This window comes from Burkholderia sp. Tr-862 (assembly GCF_011753085.1).
GTDB classification, from domain to species: domain Bacteria; phylum Pseudomonadota; class Gammaproteobacteria; order Burkholderiales; family Burkholderiaceae; genus Burkholderia; species Burkholderia ambifaria.
Genome location: NZ_VWWG01000016.1, coordinates 32,473 through 58,358, shown reverse-complemented (window position 1 = coordinate 58,358; position 25,886 = coordinate 32,473). Strand labels below are relative to the sequence as shown.

Annotated in this window: 19 protein-coding genes; 2 read left to right on the top strand and 17 right to left on the bottom strand. The window is 66.7% G+C overall.

What is annotated here, in order from left to right:
- Positions 1-15: 15 nt before the first annotated feature.
- From F3J14_RS07980 to F3J14_RS07970, 3 genes are all read right to left on the bottom strand, one after another.
- Complete coding sequence (locus tag F3J14_RS07980; RefSeq protein ID WP_166722511.1) at positions 16-687, bottom strand: phosphohydrolase; 672 nt, start codon at positions 685-687, stop codon at positions 16-18.
- A gap of 74 nt (positions 688-761) precedes the next feature.
- Positions 762-2,642: an amidohydrolase gene (locus tag F3J14_RS07975; RefSeq protein ID WP_166722510.1), complete on the bottom strand. Its 1,881-nt coding sequence runs from the start codon at positions 2,640-2,642 to the stop codon at positions 762-764.
- 157 nt (positions 2,643-2,799) lie between these two features.
- Complete coding sequence (locus F3J14_RS07970) at positions 2,800-5,658, bottom strand: winged helix-turn-helix domain-containing protein (RefSeq protein WP_166722509.1); 2,859 nt, start codon at positions 5,656-5,658, stop codon at positions 2,800-2,802.
- 390 nt (positions 5,659-6,048) lie between these two features.
- On the opposite strand from F3J14_RS07970, the gene F3J14_RS07965 reads away from it, so the two are divergent.
- Positions 6,049-6,957 (top strand): AraC family transcriptional regulator, encoded by a 909-nt coding sequence (locus tag F3J14_RS07965; RefSeq protein WP_166722526.1) that lies wholly within the window; start codon positions 6,049-6,051, stop codon positions 6,955-6,957.
- A 99-nt stretch (positions 6,958-7,056) separates the two neighbouring features.
- On the opposite strand, the gene F3J14_RS07960 is transcribed toward F3J14_RS07965, so the two are convergent.
- Positions 7,057-7,998 carry an MBL fold metallo-hydrolase gene (locus F3J14_RS07960; protein ID WP_166722525.1) on the bottom strand — a complete coding sequence of 314 codons (942 nt, stop codon included), beginning with the start codon at positions 7,996-7,998 and terminating at the stop codon, positions 7,057-7,059.
- Positions 7,999-8,240: 242 nt separating this feature from the next.
- Here F3J14_RS07960 and F3J14_RS07955 point away from each other — a divergent pair, with 242 nt between their 5' ends.
- Positions 8,241-9,146 (top strand): LysR family transcriptional regulator, encoded by a 906-nt coding sequence (locus F3J14_RS07955; RefSeq protein ID WP_166722508.1) that lies wholly within the window; start codon positions 8,241-8,243, stop codon positions 9,144-9,146.
- A gap of 18 nt (positions 9,147-9,164) precedes the next feature.
- Here F3J14_RS07955 and F3J14_RS07950 read toward each other — a convergent pair whose 3' ends face one another.
- The 13 genes from F3J14_RS07950 to katG all read right to left on the bottom strand — a co-directional run bounded on the left by F3J14_RS07950 (position 9,165) and on the right by katG (position 25,670).
- On the bottom strand, positions 9,165-10,634 hold the full coding sequence (locus F3J14_RS07950) for an alginate export family protein (RefSeq protein WP_166722507.1): 1,470 nt from the start codon (positions 10,632-10,634) through the stop codon (positions 9,165-9,167).
- Positions 10,634-11,563, bottom strand: a complete 930-nt coding sequence (locus F3J14_RS07945; RefSeq protein WP_166722506.1) for a VOC family protein — start codon at positions 11,561-11,563, stop codon at positions 10,634-10,636. The genes F3J14_RS07950 and F3J14_RS07945 overlap by 1 nt, the downstream gene beginning before the upstream one ends.
- A 149-nt stretch (positions 11,564-11,712) precedes the next feature.
- Positions 11,713-12,252, bottom strand: coding sequence for a hypothetical protein (locus tag F3J14_RS07940; protein WP_211080336.1), 540 nt, complete (start codon positions 12,250-12,252; stop codon positions 11,713-11,715).
- Between the two features lie 138 nt (positions 12,253-12,390).
- Positions 12,391-13,440 (bottom strand): patatin-like phospholipase family protein, encoded by a 1,050-nt coding sequence (locus F3J14_RS07935; protein ID WP_166722504.1) that lies wholly within the window; start codon positions 13,438-13,440, stop codon positions 12,391-12,393.
- Positions 13,441-13,516: 76 nt separating this feature from the next.
- Positions 13,517-16,972, bottom strand: coding sequence for an adenylate/guanylate cyclase domain-containing protein (locus F3J14_RS07930; RefSeq protein WP_166722503.1), 3,456 nt, complete (start codon positions 16,970-16,972; stop codon positions 13,517-13,519).
- 86 nt (positions 16,973-17,058) lie between these two features.
- Positions 17,059-17,814, bottom strand: coding sequence for a histidine utilization repressor (hutC, locus tag F3J14_RS07925; RefSeq protein ID WP_166722502.1), 756 nt, complete (start codon positions 17,812-17,814; stop codon positions 17,059-17,061).
- Between the two features lie 55 nt (positions 17,815-17,869).
- Positions 17,870-19,363 carry a histidine ammonia-lyase gene (hutH, locus tag F3J14_RS07920; RefSeq protein WP_166722501.1) on the bottom strand — a complete coding sequence of 498 codons (1,494 nt, stop codon included), beginning with the start codon at positions 19,361-19,363 and terminating at the stop codon, positions 17,870-17,872.
- A gap of 7 nt (positions 19,364-19,370) precedes the next feature.
- A complete protein-coding gene (locus tag F3J14_RS07915; protein WP_166722500.1) occupies positions 19,371-20,162 on the bottom strand; it encodes an ATP-binding cassette domain-containing protein in 792 nt (263 codons plus the stop codon).
- A gap of 28 nt (positions 20,163-20,190) precedes the next feature.
- On the bottom strand, positions 20,191-20,937 hold the full coding sequence (locus F3J14_RS07910; protein ID WP_166722499.1) for an ABC transporter permease subunit: 747 nt from the start codon (positions 20,935-20,937) through the stop codon (positions 20,191-20,193).
- A gap of 12 nt (positions 20,938-20,949) precedes the next feature.
- Positions 20,950-21,672 carry an ABC transporter permease subunit gene (locus F3J14_RS07905; protein WP_006753458.1) on the bottom strand — a complete coding sequence of 241 codons (723 nt, stop codon included), beginning with the start codon at positions 21,670-21,672 and terminating at the stop codon, positions 20,950-20,952.
- 92 nt (positions 21,673-21,764) lie between these two features.
- A complete protein-coding gene (locus F3J14_RS07900) occupies positions 21,765-22,625 on the bottom strand; it encodes a transporter substrate-binding domain-containing protein (protein WP_166722498.1) in 861 nt (286 codons plus the stop codon).
- Between the two features lie 357 nt (positions 22,626-22,982).
- The gene (locus F3J14_RS07895; RefSeq protein WP_166722497.1) at positions 22,983-23,441 is read right to left on the bottom strand and encodes a pseudoazurin; all 459 of its coding nucleotides are present in this window, start codon (positions 23,439-23,441) and stop codon (positions 22,983-22,985) included.
- 57 nt (positions 23,442-23,498) lie between these two features.
- Positions 23,499-25,670 carry a catalase/peroxidase HPI gene (gene katG / locus F3J14_RS07890; protein WP_211080337.1) on the bottom strand — a complete coding sequence of 724 codons (2,172 nt, stop codon included), beginning with the start codon at positions 25,668-25,670 and terminating at the stop codon, positions 23,499-23,501.
- Positions 25,671-25,886: the final 216 nt, after the last annotated feature.

The following is a 25,886-nucleotide window of genomic DNA, read 5'->3' as shown; positions in this document are numbered from 1 at the left end:
CGCGCAACGGTTCCTTCAGGCGTCCTTCCAGTGCGCACCCAGCACGCGCCCGCAAAAATTCGGCCGGTGAAAATCCGGATCGGCCCGCTCGAGCACGTCGGCGCTCCAGGTGCCGAACGTCGATGCCGGCCGGTGCGCGACCCCGCGGGCAACCGCGTCAAGGAACGCCTCGCCGAACCCGTCGCCGCGCGGATAAGCGGCAAGCAGCGCGCGGCGCTCGTCGGTCGAATACGCGTCGGCGTCGGTGGCCATCAGGTCCGTCGATACCGCGCTCGATAACGCGCGCGCCAGCGGCGACACGCGCGCGGCCACGCCGGGCGTCGTATGCAGCGCGATGGCGCGCCATACGTCGTCGCAGATGGGCTGGGGCGTGCGGTGCCGCGACAGGAACGCGTGCGCGGCATCGGCGCTGTCCAGCTCGTAGCGCGCGCTCGAGCGGCAATACGCGGCACTCAAGCCCATGTTCGCGTACATGGCGGCCACGTACAGCACGTCGGCATCGCACATGTCGCCGGCGCGGCGCGCGGCGAGCGACGCGAGGACGAATACCCGGCAAGCGTGGTCGGTGAGCACGCGCGGCAGCGACGCGCGCGCGGCTTCGGCGGCCTCGATCGCGATCGGCGTGCGCGGAATGCGGACGCCGGCGACTTCGTCATTCGCCGATGCGCACGTGTGCGCAGAATTCATTTCGTCTCCTTCTGCCCCGTGCCGGGGCCGAAAAATTGCTCGTTCTTCGCGGTGCGCGCACCCATACCCGTCGCCTAAAACGCGGCGCCGAGGCAACCGAACGCGTTGCACGGCTCGGCGAGCTCCGTCGCGGCCGCATCCAGGCGCCGCGCGAAGCGACGTCCGTATTCGCGCGCGAAACCGGTATCGCGGCCGCCGTCGGCCGCGGCTCGCGGCTGCGCCGACGCGACCGGACGCCACCGGCCCATGCCGCCGAACTCGGCCACGGGCGACCACGCGGGACTCACCGGCAGCGGCGGCGGCGCCAGCGGTGCGAATTCATCGTCCGCGTGCACGACCTTGCCGTCGACGATCGTCAGGACCGACGACAGGTGCTTGATGCGTGACTCGTCGATCGTGAAGTAGTCGTCCGTGAGCACCGCGAAATCCGCGTACCGGCCGGGCAACAGCGCGCCCTTGCGATCGTCTTCGTTCGAGAACCACGCGCTGCCGACCGTATAGCGGCGCAGCGCCTCCATCCGGCTGAGCCGATTGCGCTCCGGATAGAGCACGGTGCCGCCGACCGTGCGCCCGGACACCATCCAGTACAGCGACACGAACGGGTTATAGCTCGCGATGCGCGTCGCATCGGAGCCGGCGCCGACCGGCAGTCCGGCCGCCAGCATCGCGCGGATCGGCGGGGTGCGCGTGGCGGCCTGCGCGCCGTAGCGTGCAATGAAGTACTCGCCCTGAAACGCCATCCGGTGCTGCACCGTCACGCCACCGCCGAGCGCCGCGATGCGCGCGATGTTCGCATCCGAAATCGTCTCGCAATGATCGAAGAACCAGCGCAGGCCGTCGAACGGGACGTCACGATTCACGGCTTCGAGCACGTTCAGGAAGCGGCCGATCGATTCGTCGTACGTTGCGTGCAGCCTGAACGGCCAGCGCTGGCTGACCAGCAGCCGCACGACCGCGGTCAGCTCCGTCTCGAGTTCGTCGGGCAGGTCCGGGCGCGGTTCGAGGAAATTGCCGAAATCGGCCGCGGAATACACCAGCAGTTCGCCGACGCCGTTCAGCCGCAGGAACGCGTCGCCGTCGCCCGGCTTCGCCAGCGTCATCCAGCGCGCGCAGTCGTCGATTTCGCGCCCCGCATGCTGCACGAACAGGCTGTAGGCGATGCGCACCGTCATTTCTCCGCGCTTCGCGAGCGCCATGAGCGCGGCGTAATCGTCGGGATAGGCCTGGAAATCGCCGCCGGCGTCGATCGCGCTGGTCACGCCGAGGCGGTTCAGTTCGCGCATGAAGTGCCGCATCGAATTCATCTGGTCGTCGAAGCCGAGCCTGGGGCCCTTCTCCAGCGCCGCATGCAGGACGGCCACGTCCGGGCGCGCGAGCAGCATGCCGGTCGGCCGGCCGGCGCGATCGCGCTGGATCTCACCGCCGGGCGGGTCGCACGTGTCGCGGCCATAGCCGATCGCGCGCAGCGCGGCCGCGTTCAGGAGCGCGCTGTCGCCCAGGTGCATCACGAATACCGGCGTGTCGGGCGCGATCGCGTTGAGTTCGGCCACCGTCGGCCCGCGCTTTTCGGCGAATTGGAATTCGGTCCAGCCGCCGACGACGCGCACCCACTGCGGCGCGGGCGTGCGCAGCACCTGGCGGCGCAGCATGCGCAGCGCCTCGGCCAGCGTCGACACGCCGTCCCAGCGCAGTTCCAGGTTGAAATTCAGGCCGCCGCGGATCACGTGCAGATGCGAGTCGTTCAGCCCCGGGATCACGGTACGGCCGTTCAGGTCGATGTGAAGCGTGTCGCCACGCGCATGGCGCATGACCTCATCCGCGCTGCCGGCCGCGAGAATCCGGCCGTCCTTCACCGCGAGCGCGGTCACGAACGACTGCCTGTCGTCCTGCGTCGCGATCTTGCCGTTGAATACGATGAGGTCCGCCGCTTCCGCGGATTGCGTCGCCTTAAGCACCGTCAGCCTCCCCGCTTGCGCCGCAGGCTGGCAACTGACCGCACGCGGCATGCCGGCGGTTTGACGTTACAAGAACCATCCACCCTCCGTTGAATGTTGATCGATCGGACGGCCGGCCGTGCTGAGCGGGTGCGTCCTGAGCGGGCCACGCGCGCCATCACGCCGCCGATTGCATCGCATCCAGCGTCTCGTGGCGGATGTGCGCATGACTTGTCGGCCGCGCCGTCTCCGAGCGGATGAAGCTCTGCACCCGCGCGAGGCGCCGCACGTCGACCGCGCGCGATTGCGGGTCGAAATGCCCCGACAGGTTCGCCACCAGCGACGACGCCTGCCCGATACGCCCGCGCTCGATCAGATGATCGGCGAGATCGAGCGTGCCGCGCAGCGCCCACATTGCCGCGCCTTGCCCGTTCGCGGCATGGATCGCCATCAGCAGATGCCGGTGCCCGTCCGCTTCGCACGCGATCGCGCGCTCCGCGTCGGCGGTGCGGGCCTGTTCGAGCATCGCCAGACCTCTGGCACGCAGCAGCTCGGGCACGAACAGATGCTCGCCTTGCGCGCGGCAGCACGCGAGCGTCGCGTCGAGCTTCACGCGGGCCTCGGCCGCGCGGCCCGTGCGCGTGAGCCCTTCCGCATACGCGACCACCAGCGGCGCGAGCAGGCGCCGGAAGCCGCTCGCCTCGATGCGTCGCAGCGCGGGTTCGAGCCGCGCCAGCCCGGCGCCGGGATGTCCGGCCTGCATGTCGAACTGTCCCGCGAGACATTCCGCATGGTCGAGCCAGATATCGAACCCGTTCGCCTCGGCGGTCGAGCGCAGCGTCGCGAGATAGTCGGAGATGATGTCGTGATCGCCATGGCGCAACGCGATCGGCACGGCCGCCGCGCCGAGCACGACGCACAACCCCAGCGCCGACCCGCCGCGGCGCGCGAATTCGACCGCCTGCGCGGCGAGCCGCATCGCATAGTCCAGATCGCCCTGCATCCAGACGAGCCGCGCCAGCACCGTGCGGCCAAGCGTCGCGACGTCGATGCCGAGCGCCGCTGCCGCGCAAGGCGGTTCGCCGGCCACGGCCAGCTCGGCCATGGCCGCCTCCAGCCGCTCGCGCGCCTGCGCATGCTCGCCGAAGTAATGCAGCGACGTCGCGACCATCGCGTTCGCCAGCAGCCGTTGCGGCCGGTCGCCGCGCCGCTCGGCGGCCCGCTCGAAGCGCATCGCGTAGCGCAGCGATTCGTGAATGTCGCCACGCGACAGCATCGCGTTCCAGAGCCCGACCATCGCGCTGGCGTCGAATGCCTCGTCGCCGACCCGCCCGGCGAGGCCGAGCGTGCGCTCCCACATCGCGGCGGCCGTGTGCGTATCGCCGTCCGTATACAGCAGCGCCGACGCATAGGCCGCGCGCAGCCGCATCTCGCTCGTCGCGTCGACGGCCCCGAGCGCGCCGGCCTCGATGGCGTCGAGCGCGCGCCTCGCCGGGATCGAACAGTCACGCATGCGCGCCGGCTCCCGCAATGCGAGCGCCAGCGCGTCGGCTTCCGCGACCGGTGGCTCGGCCGCCGCGGGTTCGCGCGCGGCTTGCACGGGAGCCGGCATCCGGGCTTGAGCCTGCGCGTGTTCATGGCGCGCTTGACGCTCGGCGATGCGTTCGAACTCGCCCTCGTTATGCAGCTTCTCGAGCGCGTATGCGCGCGTCGATTCGGTCAATCGGTAGCGCGCCTGCGCGCCGTTGAATTCGACGGTCACCAGCGACTTCGCGATCAGTTCGCCGAGCACCGCGATCATTTCGGCGGGCGACATGCCGGGATCCATCGCGACTTCGCGGGCCGCATCGAACGTGAACGGGCCGACGAAGCACGCCATCCGGCGAAACAGCGCACGCGCGGCCGCATCCAGCAGCACGTAGCTCCAGTCGAACGTCGCGCGCAGCGTCTGATGGCGCGGCAACGCGGAGCGCAGGCCGCCTGTGAGCAGGTTCAGCCGGTCGTCGAGACGCGACGCGACGACCTCCAGCCCGAGCGTCGCGACGCGCGCGGCAGCCAGTTCGATGGCGAGCGGAAGCCCGTCGAGCCGCCGGCAGATATCGCCGATCAGCCTGACACCGGTCGCGTCGATCACGCAATCGGGCGTGGCCGCGCGAACCCGCGCCAGAAACAGCTCGACCGCCGAATGACGCACGATCTCGTCGACCGTTGCAGCGCCGTCGGGCACCGCCAGCGGACTCACGCGAAACACGGTTTCGACCGAGATATGAAGCGGTTCGCGACTCGTCACGAGCACCCGCAGCGGCGCGACGCGCGCCGTCAGCGACTCGACGAGGTCGGCAACCAGATCGACGACGTGCTCCGCGTTGTCGAGCACGAGCAGGCTGCGCGAGACGGCGAATGCGTCGCCGATCCGGTCCAAGGCCGGCACGCCATTCGTGTCGAGCCCCGTGTCGAGCCCCAGTTCCGCGGCAATCGCGAGCAGCACGTCGTCGCGCGTCGTGGCTCGCGCCAGTTCGACGAACAGCACGCGCTCGCCGGCCCGGCCGCGCCACGCGTGCGCGACCCGATCGGCCAGACTCGTCTTGCCGATGCCGCCCGCGCCGACGAGCGTGACGAGCGGCGCACGGTCGATCATGTCGACGATCTGCTCGAGCTCGGCCCGGCGGCCGACGAGCGGGGCCTGATGGGCCGCTTCGGCGTCCGGCGCCGCGGCAGCCGGGTGCGGCGCCACCGCGTGCAAGAGCGGCGGATTCGCGACCAGCAGGTAGCCGCGGCCCGGGACGGTCTTGATCAGGTCGCGGCTCGCGCCGAGCGCCTTGCGCAACGCCGCGACATGAACCTGCAGCCGGTTCTCCTCGACGATCAGGCCGGGCCAGACGGCATCCATGATGTCGTCCTTCGACACGACGGAACCGTTGGCGCGATGCAGTACTTCAAGTATGTCGAGCGCGCGCGCGCCAATACGCAGCGACGCGCCGTGACGGCGAATGTCCCGCTGCTCGAAATCCACCGATAAAGCCCCGATCTGGATCATGGCCGCCTCCAGGTTCCCCACGATGACCGCCATGTGAACGGAGCAGGTCACGGGGGCGGGAGTCCGCACCCGGCCTGCCCTTCAGGGCGGGTTCAAAGTCTCGAAAATGTGGGCCGAGTGTATACGCGGCATTCGTAAAAATCTTGAAGGAAAATGCGCTGACGCGCCGCGCCGGCGCCGGCCGCCCGGCGGAAATGCAGATCCGGCGATATCATTCGCCCCAGCGTGTTCGCGTGCTGGTCAGGCCCCGGCACCGCCCGAAACCGTCCGCGACAAGCATTTCGTCAACCAGCGGACATTTGTTCAAGTTATCCTCGGCCTATCGGGCCCGCTGTATGTACTGGACGCAACGATGCTCGCCCGCCGTCCGACTCCGAAGGAATTTTCGCCATGGCAGATCCCCTCGCCACGCCCCCCGCGGCACCACCGAAAGACACGCTCGGATGCATCGCGAACCTGCTATCCAAGGATATTGAAAGGTCCGCGGGCGGCCTGACGCTCCACCGCAAATGCATGCGCGACGAACAGTTCGAGCGCATCGAGATGGCGGCGAGCGATCGCGGCTTCCTGATCGGCGTATCGCTGAACGCCGGCCACCGGCGGACGATCTACCGCGGGTCCGGCAAATCCGAGCGGCGGTTTCAGCACAACTCCATCTACATTCGCGACTTTTCGCGGAATTTCCGCGCCGACCTCTACGGCAAGTTCGATTTCGTCCTCGTCGAGCTGTCGCATCGCTATCTGGGCGACCTCGGCCGCGAGCACGACGGCCTGGAAATCGGCGGCCTGAGTTGCGCGCCCGACGTGCAGGACGCGGTGCTGGGCCACCTCGCGCAAGCCGTCGCCGACAGCCTCGACGGGGCCGGCGCGCTGAACGCGTTGTTCGTCGAGCAGATGGGGCTCGCGATCGGCACGCATCTGGCCTGCCGTTACGGCAATGCGCGCGCGCGCGACCTGGAGCGCAAGGGCACCCTGTCCCCCGTCAAGGTCGCGCTCGCCAAGGAGCTGCTGATGGAGAAGGCGGACCTCGGCGTGTCGATCGAGGAAGTCGCCAACGAATGCGATCTGTCGCGCGGCTATTTCATCCGCGCGTTCTCGCGGGCGACCGGACGCACACCGCATCAATGGCTGCTCGAACAGCGCGTGGTCCGCGCCCGCCAACTGATCGAGACGACCGACATGACGCTCGCGGAAATCGCGGCCGCCTGCGGCTTCGCGGACCAGAGCCATCTGAACCGCCTGTTCGCCCGTATCGTCGGCCATCCGCCCGGCGCATGGCGGCGCGGCATGTCGCGCTGAGCCGCCGCTGCCGAGGAGTCGTTCACGCCGGTCACGAGCAAGGCCCGGCGCGACGATTTTTTCCACCGGCGGAACCTGCGTGATTAGCGTGACCAGGCGCTATTGCAGCAGCGTCGCGTCGTAGTTGACCGGCACCCAATCGTACCCCTCGCCGTCTTTTCGCAAATGCCCGAGCCCGGGAAACGCGATGTGCGCGGCACCGACCAGATAACGCTTGCCCGCCACGCGCGCGAGCGTGTCGCGCCGCGTGCGGCGAGCCGCATCGGCATCGGTGTCGTACTGGACGGTGGCGGCGGTGTCCTGCAACTGGATCGCCGCGACGTGCACGATGTCGCCCCACGCGAGCAGCCCGGCGTTGCCGCTCTCGATCAGATAGGCCGTATGGCCCGGCGTATGGCCCGGCATCGGCACCGCGCGAATGCCGGGCGCGAGCGTCGCTTCGCCGCGAAACGTGCTGAAGCGCCCGGCCGCGACGTAAGGCGCGACCGACGCGGCCGCCGCATCGAAAAACGATGCAAGGAACGCCGGCGCCTGCGCGTTGCCGTCCGGATCGAGCCAGTATTTCGCCTCGATCTCGTTCACGCGGACGGTCGCATTCGGAAAAGTCATCCTGCCGTTCGAAACCAGGCCGCCGACATGATCCTTGTGCAGATGCGTGAGCAGCACTTCGTCGATCTGCCCGGCCTCGTAGCCGGCCGCGCGCAGGTTGGCGAGCAGCTTGCCGCAGCAGTCGCCATAGAGCACGCCGGCGCCGGTGTCGACGAGGATCCGCTTCGACCCGGTGTCGATCAGGAACGCGTTGATCGACCCTTGAACCGGCGGCTCGAGAAATTCGCGATCGAGATCGCGCCGGATGGCCTCCTTCGACACATCGCGAAACACCGTATCGATCGGAAACGGATGCGTCCCATCCGACAACGCGACAATCTGCAGGCTGCCGAGCTTCTGCCGATAGAATCCGGGCGGCTGGCGCCCGCCGCCCGGCTCGTCCGCGAACGCGGCCGACGCGAGGATGCCGAGGCACCACACGACGAGCAGCATGCCGCCCGCGCGCGCCGCGCGTGTAAACCAGTTCAGGTTCTTCTTCATGTGCGGTCCCAGGTTTGCGTATCGACGTGATGCCGTGACACCGAGCTTAACCGTCAGGACCGGGAATAATCCTGAGCGACGCATGAATCGTTCTGAACGCAGGACACGGTGCGATCCACGGCCGCCGGCCGGCGATAGAATGCGAGCGGCATGCAACGCATCGTCGCGACAGCGACACGCACCCCGACGACGACATGGACAAATTCTCCGCGCTGCGCGCGTTCGTAGAAGTAGCGGAAGCCGGCGGCTTCTCCAGCGCGGGACGCCGCCTCGATCTCGCTGCTTCGTCGGTGGTACGTGCGGTGGACGCGCTCGAGGCATCGCTTGGCACCGTGCTGCTGAACCGCACCACGCGACAGGTCACCTTGTCCGATGCGGGTGCTGTCTACTATGCACGGGCGAAGCAGCTGCTCGAGGCGCTCGCGGAAGCCGATGCACTCGTCGCCGATCGCGGCGACGAACCGTCCGGACCGCTGCGGGTGTCCGTGCCGGTCGCATACGGCATGCACCGCATCGCACCGCACGTCGGCGCATTCCTCGCGCGCTATCCCAGGCTCGATCTCGATCTGCAACTCACCGACGCACGCGTCGATCTCGTCACCAGCCGGATCGACGTCGCGATCCGGCTCGGCGAAGCCGCGCCGTCCGCGGAGGTCGTCGCGCGGCAGCTCGGCACGTTCCAGCGGTATGTCGTGGCGAGCCCCGACTATCTCGATGCGCACGGCACGCCATCGATGCCGGGTGAGCTGGTCGATCATGGATGCCTGCGCTTTCACTTCGGTGGCGACCAGCAGGCGTGGTCGTTTGTCGATGCGCACGGCGCGACGAAGGTGCTCGTCGCCGGGCGACTGAAATCGAACCACAGCGAAGTGTTGCGCGCCGCCGCGCTCGATGGCGGCGGCATCGCGCTGCTGCCCGACTGGCTGGTCGATGCCGACGTCCGGGCGGGCCGCCTGCGCAGGCTTTTCGAACAGTACGACGTCGTGCCCGACGCGGCACGCTCGATCGTCACCGCGCTTTACCTGCCGAATCAGCGGGGCTCGAAGCGCGTCACCGCGTTCATCGATTTTGTCGAGGCGCTGGCTCGCACGCCGTGCTGAATCGCACGGCATGCGGTGTTACCAGCCGAACTTTGCCTCCATGCCGACATAGTCGGCATTGCGCGCGCCGAGCGCGCGAATCGAATTGGCGATCTGGAAGTGCACGGCTTCGACGGCAAGCGCCACGTTTGCATTGACGAGCCAGTCCACGCGGGCCTGCGCATACATGCCGGTCCACGCACTGCCCTTGCCGGCCGTGCCGGGCACCGCCGACATCCCTTGCCCGTAGATCGCGTCGGCCGTTGTCGCGCGCCACTGGAAGCCCACCGCAGTCAGCACCGTCACGTTGCTGGCCGGCTTGAACGTCAGCGACGGCTTCACGTGAATCAGGTTGCTGTAGCCGGTGTAGCCGGCGAGCGTGAAGTAATAGCCGTTCGGGAACAGCGGGTTGAAGGTGCCCATGCGCCCGTCGCCGGGATGCCTGTCGCCCGATGCGCCGTCGACCTGAATGCCGATGCGCGGCGTGCCGGCCGTTTTCGTGAACGTATAGCCGGCCAGCGTGCCGAATGCCCACGCCCCGATCGTGTCCGGTCCGATGTGCCCCGTCTGGAGCATCGCCTCGGCGTCCCAGTCGAATTGCCCCGATTTGCCCGCGTAGCGCATGTCGAACACGTCGCGTCGTTCGGTGCCGGCCCCGGCGAGATAACGCGCATTGTCGCGGGTATAGCGCGACCAGTACGCGGACAGGTCGCCAGGACCGGTGCCGCTGCGCTCGACGCGCACGCCGTCGAATCTCAGGTGCCGGTTCGAGACGTCATCGAACACCGCGTCGTTGCGGTATTGCACCGGGCGCGTCACATAGCCGATCAGCCGCCATTTGCCGATTTCGTAATCGGCCCACAGCGCGTCGAACGCCTGACGCACGTTGGGCCCGTCGCGCACCGACACGAACCGCTGCAAGTCGAACGCCATCTCCTGCCGGCCGATGCGGGTCTTGAAGGTGCCGCCGCCCACCTGATCGACATACGCGACGAACGCCTGTTCGATGTCGAGCTGGTCGCGATCGACCACCCCGACCGTATCCTTGCCGAACGGCCGGGAATCGACGAGCTGGAAGAACGCCTGGAAATGCCCGGCATAGCGCAGATCCGCGTGCACGTTCGCACGCTGGATCACGTAATTGTCGTCATGCGCGGCGCCCAGCCCGAACAGCGGCGCATTGTTCAGCTCGAAGCGCTCGCGCAGGTTCGCGCCAAGCGACAGGTAGGTCGACGGATCGCCGCCCAGCGGGATGTACTTCAACGCGTCGAGCGGCTTGCGCGGCACGCACGGATTCGCGAGTACCGACCAGTCTTCCTGCCAGCGGTTGAACAGCACCGTGGGCCGCTTCGCGGTGCACGACGTGCCGGCGGCCGGGGCCGTGGCGGGGGCCGTGGCCGATGATGCGTCGGCACCGGCCGCCGTACCGGCGTACGTCGCGACGCCCGCCGCCAGCATGGCGGTCGGCAGGACGCCCCGCCACGCGCGTTGCCTCGACCGATGTCCCATTACTTCGACCGCGCGTGGATCTCGGCGACATAGCCGCCGGGGAACTGCACGAGCGCCGCGTCGCGGCCGTCCGACGTAAACGTCGGTACGAGCACGGTCACGCCGGCCGCCTGCGCCTGCTTCAGCGTGGCGGCGAGATCGGACACTTCATAGCCCGTCATCTCGCGGCCGAACGGGTAAGGCAGACGGCCATCCGTCGCGAGCACGGTCATCTTGCCGAAGCCCGATTCGATGCGGATCCGGCGGTAGGTATCGTTCGGCCGGCCGATCTCGACGCCCGGCGCGTGGCGCACGTCCGACACGACCTTGCCGCGCGCGAACGCGACGAAATCGTGCACCAGCTTGTTCGCGCTTTCCGGCGACACGTACACGCGATTTTCCGGCACCGTCTGCAGCGCATCGTAGTGCGGCGCTTCAGTATGCCAGTACAGTTGCATGTTCACGCCGCCCGGCCAGCGGATGATCGCATCGCGGCCGATCGGATCCGGGAACGTGTCGACGATCACGTCCGCGCCGTGCGCGCGCGCCGACTTCACCGCGACGTCCATGTCGGTGACGAGATAGCCGGTGCGCTCCTCACAGAACGGGTACGGGATCGGCGTCTTGAAGCCGAACACCGACACCGTGCCGACCGGGGTAAGCACGAGCTGCGACATCGTCTGGCTCGGCGTCGGCGTGACCTGGAACACACCCTGCTTCGACTTCTTGCCGCCGAACGTCGCGACGAAGCTGTCGGTAAAGCGATCGAAATCTTCCGGCGCGACGCATACGTGCGTCGTATCGTATTGCGGGCCGACCGTGACGGCCGGTACACGCCCGGATGCGGACTCGACCAAACGCGTCGTATCGGCATGGGCCGGCGCGTTCACCAGCAATGCGCCGAACACGGCCGTCGTCAGCAATACCTGTCGCAACTTCAGTGCAATCATCGAGTTCTCCTTGAGCTTGCCGACAGGCGTGCTGCCCGTGCGGCGGTTTGAAACAGACTAGTGAAGGCGGGCCTGAATGTCATGGCGGCATCCTGAATTGTTCTGAATATGCCGCCCGGGCCGCACAACTTCATCGAAAATGTTCGCCGTCACCCCGGCATCGGCAAACCCAGCCGCCAGCTCAGATTCCCCCGCGCACGCGCCTCGCAGCGCGTGTAGAAGAAATCGGTCAGATAAATGCGCGGGCGTTCGAGCAGCCCGCGCAGAATGGCACGTTCAAGACGATCGTAAGCGCGGTCGTCGAGATCCGGACGCTCGGCCCGCAGGCGCCGCCCGTCTTCGCGAAACCGGCTGCGAGACGCACCGAGCACGGCCAGGTCGATGTCGCACACGAAACGGGTATCCGGTTCCGCGGCAAGGCCCGCGTGGGTGGTCGCGAGAATCATCGCGCAGACAAGGTCGCACGCGCGGATGCGTCCATCCGCCTGGCGCCGGAACCAGTCGGCGCTACGCTGCTCGTTATCTTGCGCGCCAGGCACGAAAATCACGTCATGGAACCAGAGCGCGAGCTCGACGGCCTCCGGTTCGGGAATCGCGCCGCGCGCCAGGTCGAGATGACGCAAGCATCGCCGTACATGCACGAGCGTATGGTAATGGCGCGCCGGCTCCGCATAGCGTCGCGCCAGCATGCGATAGACATCCTCGGCACGTGTCCCGCCGCAGCATGACCACAACGCAACGAACCGCGCTTGCGTCCGGTTCACGTTCGCTCCTTGGTGCGGGGCGCCCACGCACGGTCGCCCCAGGCCGACATTAGCGCGATGCGCTCAGAAAAATTCCCTGCGAATGTCGATGCTGGACCGCTGTCCGATGTTTCCGTAATGATGCGCGAGCCACGCATCCGCTTCGCGCCGCCCGTGGTCTCGCAGCTCGCTCAGAAATCCCCAATCCGCGTTGTACTTGCTCGATACGCTCAATGCGCTCAGCGCGTCGTCCGCGCGAATGGAATGGATCAGCATTTCCTTCATGTCGCCGCGCTTGATCGTGCCTTCCCGGATCAGGTCGGTGACGAACGCGATGGCGCGCATTTCGCGCATCAGCGACGAGTTGAAACTGATTTCGCTGATACGGTTGAGAATTTCCGCCGCCGTGATGGGGACACCGCGGCGCACGAGCGGATTGATGTGCACGATCACGACGTCGCGCGTCGCGCAGTTGTAGATCAGCGGATAGATGGCCGGATTGCCCATGTAGCCGCCGTCCCAGTAGTATTCGCCATCGATCGACACCGCCTGGAACAGGGTCGGCACGCATGCCGATGCAAGCACCGCGTCGGCACTGACATCCTCGCCCGTGAAGATACGTATCTTCCCTGTCTCGACGTTGGTGGCGCACAAGTACAACCGGATCGGACAGTGCTTGCGCAGCGCGTCGAAGTCGACCCGGCGCTCGAGCACCTCGCGCAGCGGATTCAGGTTGTTCGGATTGAACTGATAGGGCGAGAAAATGCGCAGCATCATGTCGGCGAACGCATAAATCGGCGAATGATCGAGCCCGAAGCTGTGCGTGCCCTTCAGCCAGGGCGCCCAGCGCAGCGGGTTGTAGTGCTCCGCCGATTGCGCCACCGCCTCCCAGAAGTCGTGCAGTGCCTGACGCGCACCGTCCTCGCCGCCCTGCAGCAACCCATAGGCGAGTACCGTGGCGTTCATCGCGCCGGCGCTGGTGGCGCTGACGCCCTCGATTTCGAGCCTGCCGTCTTCGATCAGCCGGTCGAGCACGCCCCAGGTGAAGGCGCCGTGCATCCCGCCGCCCTGCAACGCCAGTGCGACCGGTTTGCGCGGGACATCGCGGTGACGTCTCGTGTGCGTGATTGTCATGCCCGTCTCCTCAAGCAGCGGCAGGGCGCGGCCGGCACGCGGTCACATGATGCGTCGTCGTGCGCCGCGGGCCCGTTCATTCCGCGCGCGCGCCCAATGCATCCAGCAGCGTTTTGGCCTCTCGCAGATCGCTCGTGTCGAAGCCTTCCGTGAAGCCGGCGTACACCTCGGACAGCGCTTGCGTCGCCTCCGCGGTCTTTCCCTGTCGCTGCAACAGCCTGGCGAGGTCCGACGCCGCCCGCAGTTCCAGCGATCTGGCACCCTGCTGGCGCGCTCGTGCGATCGCTTTGTTCAGGCAGTCGATAGCTTCGTCGTCGCGCTCGCGTGCCGTGCCTTCCTTGCCCGCGCCGCCAGCCAGATAGATTCCGGTAAGCCGGTACACCTCGGCCTCGTAGCAATGCTCGCCGGATTGCTCGACGATCGCCCTGGCCTCGTCCAGCATGCTGAGTGCCGAGCGCTTGTCGCCCGCGCGCCAGTAACTGTCGGCGAGCAACGCGAGAGCATAAGGACGCTGGTCTTCGCCGCCGACTGCCCGCTGCGCGTCGAGGCCCCGCCGCATCTGCGCGATGCCGTCCTCGATGTTTCCCTGCGCGCTCATCGCCCAGCCGCGCAGCACCGTTCCCCACGCGAGCCAGTACGGCAACCCGTGCTCGGTCGATACGGCAATGACCGCTTCAGCACGCTCGGCGGTAAGCAGCGGCTCGCGCCGCAGTTGGTGCAAGTGCGCGGTGTAGGTCAGGCTGAATGCCAGGGAAGGCCCGTAAGAAAGGCTCCGTGCGAGCGCCAGTGCTTCGGCGCTGCATTTGAGCGCCTGGTCGGGATACCCCTGAATCCACAGGGTCAGCACGAGGAAACTGAGCGCCCGGATGCCGGGATCCACCCCGTGTGCGAACACGTGCGCCTGATGCTGCTCCGGATCGTAGATCGCACGGGCATGTTCGAGGTGCGTGCGAGCCGTGCCGAAATCGCCCTGCAGAAAAAAGCACGAACCCAGTGCACTATGTGCCTCGATGAGGAAGTCCGGATCATTCGCATCCCGAGCCGTATCGAGCATCTGCTTGCCCAGATCGGTCGCGAGCGCATACTCGCCGCGCACCACGTGGTGCATCCGCAATCCAAGTTGCGTCGCGAAGCGCTGCGATGCCTCTCCAGTCCGCTCGCATAGCTCGAGCGCGCGCGTATAGATGGCGCCGACCTCGGTCGCGCCATACCCTCGCACGTCCATCAAGACCGGCCCGAGCGAAAGCAGCAGTGTCAGCTCCCAATGCGCACGCACGGGTGTGTCGGGCAAGCCCTTCAGTAACGCCAGCGCCGCGCCGAGGTGATTCATGGCATCGTGATGGGCGGCATGGCGCAACGCCTGCTGGGCCGCACGATGCAGGTATTCGACCGCCTTGGGAATGTTTCCGCTCTGGCTGTAGTGGTGCGCAAGCTCGCTGCAGTAATCGGCGATGCGCGTCGGGAACAGCACCTCGATCGCCTGCGCGGTGCGCTCGTGCAGCGTGGTACGCCGTTCCGTGAGCAACGAGCGTCCGGCGACTTCCTGGGTCAGCGCGTGCTTGAACGAATAATTGACTTCGGGAAAGGCGGGACGCTCGTAGATGAACTCCGCCGCTTCCAGATGCGCGAGGAGACGCCGCAGTTCGTCGTCCCGTGCCGGCGCCTCCCCGCAAATTCGCCGGATCAGGCTGAACGGAAACTCGTGGCCGATCACGGCGAGCGCCTGCAGCAGTTCTTTTTCGTCGAGCGGCAGCCGGTCGATCCGGGCAGCCAGCACGCCCTGCACGGTGGTGGGAATGTGCAGCGTCGCCGGTGTCTCCTCGATCCGGTAACGCCCGGCGTCGCCGAGCAGCGACTTCTCTTCGACGAGCGTCTGGACCACTTCCTCCATGAAGAACGGATTGCCCTCCGTCTTCTCCAGAATGAGCTGCTTCAGCGGCACGAGCGAGCGATCCTCGCCGAGCAGCGCCGTGAGCAGCCCCTGCGCATCCGACGGGCCCAGCGGTTCGAGCCGGAGCGTGCTCCAGTGCGCCGCGCCGGCCCACGCGGGCCGATACTCGGGCCGGTAGTTCACCAGGAGCAGGATGCGTGCGTCCGGCACGTGGTCGATCAGGTACGTTAGGAAAGCTTCCGTTTCACGGTCGAGCCATTGCAGATCCTCGAACAGCAGATGGACCGGCTGATTCCGGCTCTCTCGCACGAGAAGCTGCCTGATCGCGTCGAAGGTGCGCTCGCGCCGGATCTGCGGATCCATCTCGGCGAGCACCGGGCTGCCTTCACCGATTCCCAGCAGATAGAGAACGTACGGCACGAGGTCCTCGAAACTGCGCTCGAGCGTGAGCGCCTTGCCGATGACCTTTTCCCGGCAGCGCCGCTCGTCGTCCTGGGTCGTGATCTGGAAATAATTCTTCAGGAGTTCGATGAGCGGCAGATTGGGAAACGCCTTGCCGTGCGATACCGAGAACGTCTCCAGCACCAGCGCGCCACGCCGCGAACGCTCCTTGAACTCGTGGAACAGGCGCGACTTGCCGACGCCGGCTTCCCCCACCACGCCGACCACGCGCCCGTGCCCGGCCCTCATGGTGTCCAGCGCGCGGTTCAGGTGTTCCATTTCCGTTTCACGGCCGACAAACCGCGCGAGGCCGCGGTGCGCCGCCAGTTGCAGGCGCGTGCGCAACGCGCCCAGGCCCAGCACCTCGTAGACGCACAGCGGCGCGGGAATTCCCTTGAGCTGCGTCGCGCCCAGCGCCTTGAATTCGAAATAGCCCTCGGCCAGCTTGTGGGTCGACTCGCTGACGAGAATCGACGTCGGCGCCGCGATGCCCTCGATCCGCGACGCGATGTGGATCGTATGCCCGAGCGGATCGTACTCGGTGTGCAAGTCGTCGGTGCGGATCGAGCGGACGACGACCTCGCCCGTGTGAACGCCGACGCGAATCTGCAGAGGAATGCCTTCCTGCAGACGAATGCGATCGCCATGCTGCCGCATTGCCTGCTGCATGCGCAATGCGGCGAAGAGCGCGCGCTGCGCATGATCTTCGTGGGCGATCGGTGCGCCGAACAGCGCGAGGATGCCGTCGCCGAGCGATTTCGCGACGTACCCTTCGTAGTAGTGGACCGCCTCCATCATCAGCTCGACCACGGGCACGATCAGGCGATGCGCCACTTCGGGATCGAGGTCGTGGATCAACGCGGTCGATCCGGCCATGTCGGCAAACAGCGCGGTCACGGTCTTGCGCTCGCCGGCGGGCTCGCCGCGCGCTTCCATCGCCGCGTGCTCGGCGCGGATCCGCTCGGCAAGATGATCCGGCGTGTAATGAACGGGGGTTGGCGGGGGCTCCCGGGCCGATTGCCGGGAAGGCGGCGGCGCAGCCGCGGGTGTAGCCAACGACGCTCCGCAATTGCTGCAGAAGCGGGCCGCGGGCTCGGTGTCATGTCCGCAATGCGGACACGTGCGGGACAGCGCGGCCTGACATTCCTGGCAGAACCTCGCACCGGGAGGATTCTCGGACCCGCAGATTGTGCAGCGCATAAAACCCTCTTCCTGCCAAGGGTCGACCTCAAAACATTATGCGCCACTCGCCGCGGGTATTCAGGCCAAACCGGCGCCAATTAACCCTACATCTTCCCCGCCAGATGAAACCGCGACGCCGGATGCCACAGCCTGACCGACGTGGCGACCTGCTCGCCGACCCACGTGCGGCGCCGCAATAGCAGACACGGTTCGCCGATCTCCATGACGAGATGCCGACGCACCTGCGCATTCGGCTTCTCCGCGTAGATCCGGAACTCCGCGCGCTGGATCGGCGCGAGCCGCACCATGTAGTGATTCGGCGTCTCGATCGTGAAATCCTGCTCCAGGTAGTCAGGAAACAAGGCCGGGTTGACGTATCGATCCTCGAACTGGATCGGCTCGTCCTCCTCGTAATGCACGATGCGCGAATGAAACACGGGCCCCGCACGAAGCCCCAGCGCATCGATCGCTTCCGGCTCGACGCTGCGCTCGATCAGCAATACGCGCGCGCTGTGCCGATGACCGCGCTCCGCAATCTCGTCCGCGATGTTGCGGATTTCCAGCACCGTCGATTCGTAATGCCGGCGCTCGACGAACGTGCCGGCACCCTGGATGCGCGTCAGCACGCGCTCGGTGGTCAGCTCACGCAGCGCACGCGACACCGTCATCCGTGCGACGCCGAACTCCTTGACCAGCTCAGCCTCGGTCGGAATCGCGCCGCCTGGCTTCCAGTCGCCCTTCGCGATCCGCTCGACGACGTAGCGCTTGATCTGCTGGTACGCCGGCAGCGCGCGTGCCGGCACGTCGTCGCCCGACGTGCCCGCCTGACGCGCCGGTGTGTATCGTTCCGTTTCGTTCATGCGCCCTCGACCGATTGAACGTTGGATGCCCCGCCGCCCGTCATTCGTCGCACCGCTACAGCACGGACGGCGGCACGCCCGCGACGATCCCGGCCGCGATCGCGATGTCGTCGGCAAGCGGCCGGTCGTCGTGATACGCCGGCACACGTTCGCGCACCTGCCGCCACAGCGCATCGGTCGACGCGGCACGCCCTGCTCCGTTCGCCTGCAAATCGTAGGCCTGCGCGGCGGCCAGCAGCTCGATCGCGAGCACGCGCGTCGTATTCTCGATGATGTCGAGCGCCTTCAGCGCGGCAGGCGTCGCGTGGCACAGATGATCTTCCTGCAGCCCCGACGTAATGCCGCCGTCGAGGCTCGCCGGTGCCGCGAGTCGCTGATTCTGCGCGACGAGCGCGACCGCCGTGTACTGCGCGATCATGAAGCCCGAACACGTGCCGCCGGGCGCCGCGAGAAACGGCGGCAACCCGCTCACGAGCGGATTGACGAGACGGTCCAGACGCCGCTCGGCGATGGCCGCCACCTGCGCCATCGCGGCCGCGAGGCTGTCCATGGCAAGCGCGATGCCCGCGCCGACCGCATGCGCCTGCGAATGGACGACCGGTGCGTCGCGCGTACCGGCGACGATCGGATTGTCGGTGACGGACGCGAGTTCCCGGTCGACGACTTCCGCCGTCACCGCGAACACGTCGCGCGCCGCGCCGTGCACGTGCGGAATCGTGCGCAGGCTGAGCGGATCCTGCGTATGCCGCCCGTTCGCCGCGCCAAGCATCGGGCTGTCGGCGAGCATCGCCCGCAGGCGCGCGCCGACGTGCCCGATGCCGGGCGAGATCCGCAGCGCGAGCGACGTCGGGTCGAACGCGGCGAGCTGGCCGCCGAGATTCTCGAAGCTCGCCGCCGCGATCCAGTCGGCCCAGTCGAGCAGCCGCTCCGCGCGAGCCAGTGCGAACGCGGCGAGCCCCGTCACGCACGGCGTGCCGTTGACCAGGCTCAGGCCTTCTTTCGCCCCCAGCGCGAGCGGTTCGCGACCGATGCGGCGCAGTGCCTCGTCGCCGCGTATGCGCTCGCCGCGATGGCGTGCATGACCCTGCCCGATGCACACGAGCGCGACGTGCGCCATGTGGGTCAGGTAGCCGACCGAACCGTGCGCCGGCACCTCGGGCAGGCAATCGTGTTCGAGCAGCGCGACGAGCTGTTCGACGACGTCGGCATGCACGCCCGAATGCCCATGCGCGAAGTTGTTGATCGCCGCCGCGATGATCGCGCGCGTTTCGGGCGCGCCGAGCGGCATGCCGACGCCGACCGCGTGGCTCATCAGGATGTTGCGCGACAGCGTGCTCTGCTGGGCCGGCGACACGATCACGTCGCACAGCGCACCGACGCCGGTATTGACGCCGTAGGCGCGAATCCCGCGCGCGACGATCTCGTCGACGAGCTCGCGCGCCGCGGCGATCCGCCCGCGCGCATCGTCGGTCAACGCCAACTGTTCGCCGGCCGCGACGGCCGCAATCTGCCGCCAGTCGAGCGGCGGTGCAGAACGGAATACGGTCATGACGTCCTCAGTTCGCGGCGCGGTCGTGATGGCTCGACACGAACTGGCGGAAGCGCTCCGAACACTGGCCGCCGAACAGCGCGTCGGGCGGCCCGTCCGAATCGACCTCGCCCTGATGCAGGAACATCACGCGATTCGACACGTGCCGCGCGAAGCCCATTTCGTGCGTGACGACCAGCATGGTGCGCCCTTCCTCCGCGAGCGAGCGCATCACGCGCAGCACTTCGCCGACCAGCTCCGGGTCGAGCGCCGACGTCGGTTCGTCGAACAGCATCACCTTCGGATGCATCGCGAGCGCCCGGGCGATCGCGACGCGCTGCTGCTGGCCGCCCGACAGGTGCGCGGGATAGTAGCCGCGCTTGTCCGCGAGGCCGACGCGCGCGAGCAGCGCCTCGGCTTCCTCGACCGCTTCCGCGCGGCTGCGCTTCAGCACGCGCAGCGGCCCTTCGACGAGATTGTCGAGCACGGTCATGTGCGACCACAGGTTGAAGTTCTGGAACACCATCCCGAGCTGCGAGCGGATGCGATCGACCTGCCGCCGGTCGCCCGGCTGCAGCTTGCCGTCGCGTGCGCGCTTCATCTTCAGTTCCTCGCCGGCCAGCGCGACGGAGCCGTCGTCGGGCGTTTCGAGCAGGTTCAGGCAGCGCAGGAAGGTGCTCTTGCCCGAGCCGCTCGCGCCGAGGATCGAGATGACGTCGCCCTCGTGCGCGTCGAGCGAGATACCCTTCAGCACGTGATGATCGCCAAACGACTTGTGGATGTTCTTGACCGACAGCGCAACGGGAGCAGTGGTGTTCATCGGATTCTCCGGGAAAGGACGGGGACGCTCAGGACGCAACGCGCCGGGGATTGCGTGCCGCCGCGGCGGCCGCACCGGATGGCTTCGGCGCACGCAGGTGGCCGGAGAGTCGCCATTCGAGCGCGCCGAGCAGGCGCACGACGATGAAGTTCAGGCCCAGATAGATCAGGGCCGCGCACACGAACACCTCGGTCGTCCGGTAGGTCTGCTGGATGATCTGCTGCGCGACGCCCGTCACCTCCCATACGGTCACGAGGCTGGCGAGCGCGGTCGACTTGACCAGCAGCACGGCTTCGGTCGAATACGCGGGCAGGCACTGGCGCAATGCGATCGGGCCGATCACGCGGCGCAGCAGCGCGAAGCCCGACAGGCCGATCGAATAACCGGCCTCGATCTGCCCGACCGGCACGGCCATCAGCCCGCCACGCAAGATCTCGGCCGTGTAGCCTGCCGTGCACAGCGCGAGCGACAGCACCGCGCACACATACGGCTCGCGCAGCAGCGGCCAGATGAAGCTTTCGCGGATCACGCCGAACTGGCCGAGCCCGTAATACACGAGGAACATCTGGATCAGCAGCGGCGAGCCGCGAAACACGAGGATGTAGGCGCGCGCGAAGCGGTTCGGCAGCCAGTGCGGCGACACGCGCATCGTGACGATCACGAGCGACAGCAGGCCGCCGAGCACGAGCGACGCGAAGAACAGGCCCAGCGTGGTCGGCACGGCCGCGAGCAGCTGGCCCAGCGTGCCGAAGAGGAAATCGAAATCGAATGACATGCGTGCTCTCCGTCAGTTGCGCGCGAAATTGCGGCGGAACGAGCGGCCGACGATCGCTTCGGCCCGGTTGAACACGCGGTTCGACAGGCCCGTCATGACCAGGTAGAGCGCGCCGCCCGCGACGAAGAACACGAAGTACTGATGCGTCGAGCTCGCCGCGATCTGGCTCGTGCGCAGCAGCTCGGCGAGGCCGGTGACCGAGATCAGCGCCGAATCCTTCAGGCTCAGTTGCCACACGTTGCCGATGCCGGGCAGCGCGAAACGCAGCACCTGCGGCACCAGGATGCGGCGCAGCACCATGGCGCGCGGCATGCCGATCGAGCGCGCCGCTTCGAGCTCGCCTTTCGACACCGCGAGCACCGCCGCGCGATACACCTCGGCCTGATACGCGCCCGAGATCATCCCGACGGCGAGTGCGCCGATCACGAACGGCGGCACACCGATGAAGCCCTCCGCGCCGAACCACTGGCCGACGGTCGTGACGAGCGTCGAGCCGCCGAAGTAGAACAGATAGATGACGAGCAGTTCGGGCACGCCGCGAAACACCGTCGTGTACAGGTCGCCGAGCAGGCGGGCGCTGCGGTGGCGCGACAGCTTGGCCGCCGCGATCGCCGCGCCGATCACGGCGCCGACCGCGAGCGCGGCGAGCGTCAGCGCGACCGTCATCAGTGCGGCGAGCAACAGCACGCCGCCCCAGCCCTCGGTACCGAAGCCGAGCATTTCAAGAATCGCCATGCGTGCCTCCCGGCAAGTGTTGAATGAATCCGCAGGATGCGTGCCGCCGCGCGTCGTTCGAGCCGCTCACGCGGCGGCGGCCGGACACGCGCTTACGGCGTGACGTCGGTCTTGAACCACTTGTCGGCGAGTTTCTTCACGGTGCCGTCCGCGAGCGCCGCGCCGATCGCCGTATCGAACTTCGTCTTCAGGTCGGCGTCCTGCTTGCGGAACGCGAGCCCTTCACCCGGGCCCCAGATCGGTCCGCCGAGCTTCGGCCCCGCGAGCACGATCGACGCGTTGTCCTTCTTCGTGTTGTTCGCCGCGTAGTACGTGACGTCGTCGAACGACGCGTCGATGCGGCCCGCGACGAGGTCGAGATCGCGCTCAGGCGACGTTTTGTACACGCGGATCGACGCGATGTCCTTGAAGCTGTCGTTGATGAACTTCGTGTAGACGGTGCCCGACTGGATGCCGATCGTCTTGCCCTTGAGCTGCTTGCGCAGCGCGTCGACGGTCGGCTTGTCGGCATTCGCGTCGCCGGTCAGCTTGACCATCGGCGCGCCGGGCGCGGCCTTCGGCAGGATCTTCGTATCGGTGACGGCGAAGGTCGCCGGCGTGGCCGCATACGGGCGCGAGAACAGCAGGATCTTCTCGCGCTCCGGCGTGATCGAGATCGCATCCATCAGGACGTCGAACTTGCCGGCCTGCAGACCGGGAATCATCCCGTCCCAGTCCTGCGCGACCATGTTGCACTGCACCTTGATCCGCTCGCACACGTTGGCGAGCAGTTCCGGTTCGAAACCGCCCAGCTTGCCGCCCGGCAGCGTGAGGTTCCACGGTGCGTAGCCGCCTTCGAGCGCGACCGTCACCGTCTTCCATTCCTTTGCCTGCACCGGTGCGGCGAGCGTTGCCGCCGCGGCCGCGATGACGCCGATCGTCCTGATTGCCCACTTGATGCGCTTGCCGTTCACGAGAGTTCTCCTTGCGTTGAAGTTCGCCATCCCTTCGGTGCAGCAAGCCGCCTCAGGAATTTGTCTATACAAGCATGCAAGAAGAAAAACAGCGAGACAAGCAGCGATCAAAAAAAACCGCGTAAACGCGGGAAATCCCCTAATTTCACGGCTCTGACGTGCCTCATCGAGGGGAATTCGGGCACGGATTTGGTGCAGTTAGGCCGATCCAATCGCAAGGATGACTAGACAAATTTTGAATTCGATCGGGAGGGGCCGAGACTCGGCACGGACGACCATCACAATTCATCTCTCGATGAATCACGTCCTTGCCGATCCCGCCCCTGGCGGCGGGCGACGATCCGGCCCGCGCATGCACTACTTCTGCTTGGTTTGCTCGTGGTCCAGCACCGCAAAGAGCTGATCGAAACGCGCTTTTGCATCACGCGGTTGTGCAACGCTTCGGGCCGCGGCTTCGTCCGTCGGCTGTCCCACCACGATCAAGCCGACCATGCCCAACATGTGGTGGGGGAGACAGCGATAGCCATAGACTCCCGGCGTGTCGAACTTCACGGTCAGGTCTTCACTGATCTTTCCCCCAAACGACCTGGCCCCGTCCGGTGCCATCCCGGGAATGCTTTCGACGCTATGACCGCTGTCGGCGGCCACAAAATGGACGCTATCGCCCGGCTTGATATGGACGAGGGCCGGCTCGAACCCGCGCTGGCCGTCCGACGCCTGATTCAGCATCCTGACTTCGATGTCGGCCGCGTGAGCACCGAGCGACCACAGCAATCCCACCCCGACGATCAACCACGCCAATCCAGATTTCTTCATTTCGTCCTCCGACGGATTGGCCGCGGGATCGCTCCCCCGGCCAACCCGATCACGGTGTCAGCTGCGCTTCAGATCGAAGCGATCGAGGTTCATCACTTTCGTCCACGCCAGGACAAAGTCGCGCACGAACTTCTCGTGCGCATCGTCCGACGCATAGACTTCGGCAACGGCCCGCAGCTCCGAACTGGAACCGAACACCAGATCGACCGGGCTTGCCGTCCACTTGAGCGCGCCCGTCTTGCGGTCACGCCCTTCGTAAGTCCCGTCTGCACTTGAGGACTTCGTCCATTGGGTCGACATGTCGAGCAGATTCACGAAGAAGTCGTTGCTCAGCGTGCCGGGACGATCGGTCAGGACACCCAGCCTTGAATGGCCCGCATTGGCGTCCAGCGCACGCAGCCCGCCCACGAGAACGGTCATCTCCGGAACGGTGAGATCCAGCTTGCTCGCGCGGTCGACCATCAAGTCGGCCGGCGACCGCTCATTGCTTTTCTGATAGTAGTTTCGGAACCCGTCGGAGGTTGGCTCGAGAACGGCGAAGGAAGCGACATCGGTCTGCGCCTGCGTCGCATCGACGCGTCCCGGCGAGAATGGAACCTTGACGTCGTAGCCGGCCTTGCGGGCCGCATCCTCGACGGCCGCGCTGCCGCCCAGCACGATCAGGTCGGCCAGCGACACCTGCTTGCCATCCGTTCTGTTCCTGTTGAAGCCGGACTGAATGTCTTCCAGCGAGTTCAGCACTTTCGACAGGCTCGCCGGGTCATTCACCGACCAGGCATTTTCCGGCGCGAGGCGAATGCGCGCGCCATTCGCGCCGCCTCGGTAGTCGGTGGCCCGGAACGAGGCCGCGGACGCCCACGCGGTCTTGATCAGTTCCGACTTCGGCACCCCCGATGCGAGGATCCTGCGCTTCAGCTCAGCAATATCGGCGTCGCCGATCATTTGGTAGCCGGCAACGGGCAGCGGATCCTGCCAGATCAGATCGACCTTGGGCACATCCTTGCCCAGATAGCGCGCCTTCGGGCCCAGATCCCGGTGCGTCAGCTTGAACCACGCCTTTGCGAACGCCAGCTTGAATTCCTCGGGATGCGCCTGAAAGCGCTTGGCGATCGCGCTGTACGCGGGATCGACCTTCAACGCGATATCGGTCGTAAACATCATCAGCGGATGTCGCTTCGACGGATCGTGTGCGTCCGGCACGATGTCCTGCGCGTCCTTCGGCATCCACTGATGAGCGCCTGCCGGGCTCTTCGTCAGCACCCAATCGTGTTCGAGCAGATTGTCGAGATACTGCATCGTGAAGTGAACGGGGTCGACCGACCATGCGCCTTCAAGGCCGCTCGTGATCGTGTCGGAGCCCTTCCCGGTACCGCACTTGTTCGCCCAGCCCAGGCCTTGCGCTTCGACGCCCGCGCCCGCCGGTGCCGCGCCCACGCATTTGTCGGGCGACGCCGCGCCATGGGCCTTGCCGAAGGTATGACCGCCCGCGATCAGCGCGAGGGTCTCCTCGTCATTCATCGCCATGCGGCCGAACGCCTCGCGAATGTCCTTTGCCGCGGCGACGGGATCGGGGTTGCCGTTCGGACCTTCCGGGTTCACGTAGATCAGCCCCATCTGGGTGGCCGCCAACGGCTTCTCGAGCTTGCCGTTCTTGTCGCGGTTATCCGACATGAATTTCGTGCCGGCTCCCCAATAAACCAGATCCGATTGCCAGTCGTCTTCCCGGCCGCCGCCAAAGCCGAAGGTTTGAAAACCCATGGATTCAAGCGCGACATTGCCGGTGAGGACCATCAAATCGCCCCACGAAATATTCTGGCAGTATTTCTTCTTGATCGGCCACAACAGACGGCGCGCCTTGTCGAGATTGGCGTTATCCGGCCAGCTGTTCAGCGGCTCGAATCGCTGCTGTGCGCCGCCGGCGCCGCCACGGCCATCGTACGTGCGATAGGTGCCCGCTCCGTGCCACGCCATCCGGATGAAGAACGGTCCATAGTTGCCGTAGTCTGCCGGCCACCAGTCCTGCGACGTCGTCAGCGTCGCGCGGATATCCTTCTTTACGGCCTCGATATCGAGCTTGTTGAATGCCTGCGCATAGTCGAAATCCTTCCCGTACGGATTCGACTCGACGTCGTGCTGACGCAGCGGCGAAAGATCGAGCCGCTCCGGCCACCAGAAGTCATTCGTGCGCGGCGCACCGTCGGCCCACGCGGCAACGGTGCCGGCACTCATCGCGATGATGGCGAGCGCGGCCACGACCAATTTTCCGATACGTTTTTTCTGCATATGACCTCTCCGTAATTGGGCGTAATGTTGGGATGCGGGAGGATTGTGGTCTTTGATGGAATTCGTCGGCCAATCGGTAGTTTTTATTCGTCCGATTAATGCGGACTATGGGCCGGATCTGGATGCCACGGGTTCAGATGGCACCGGGCGCGAACGAAGGCG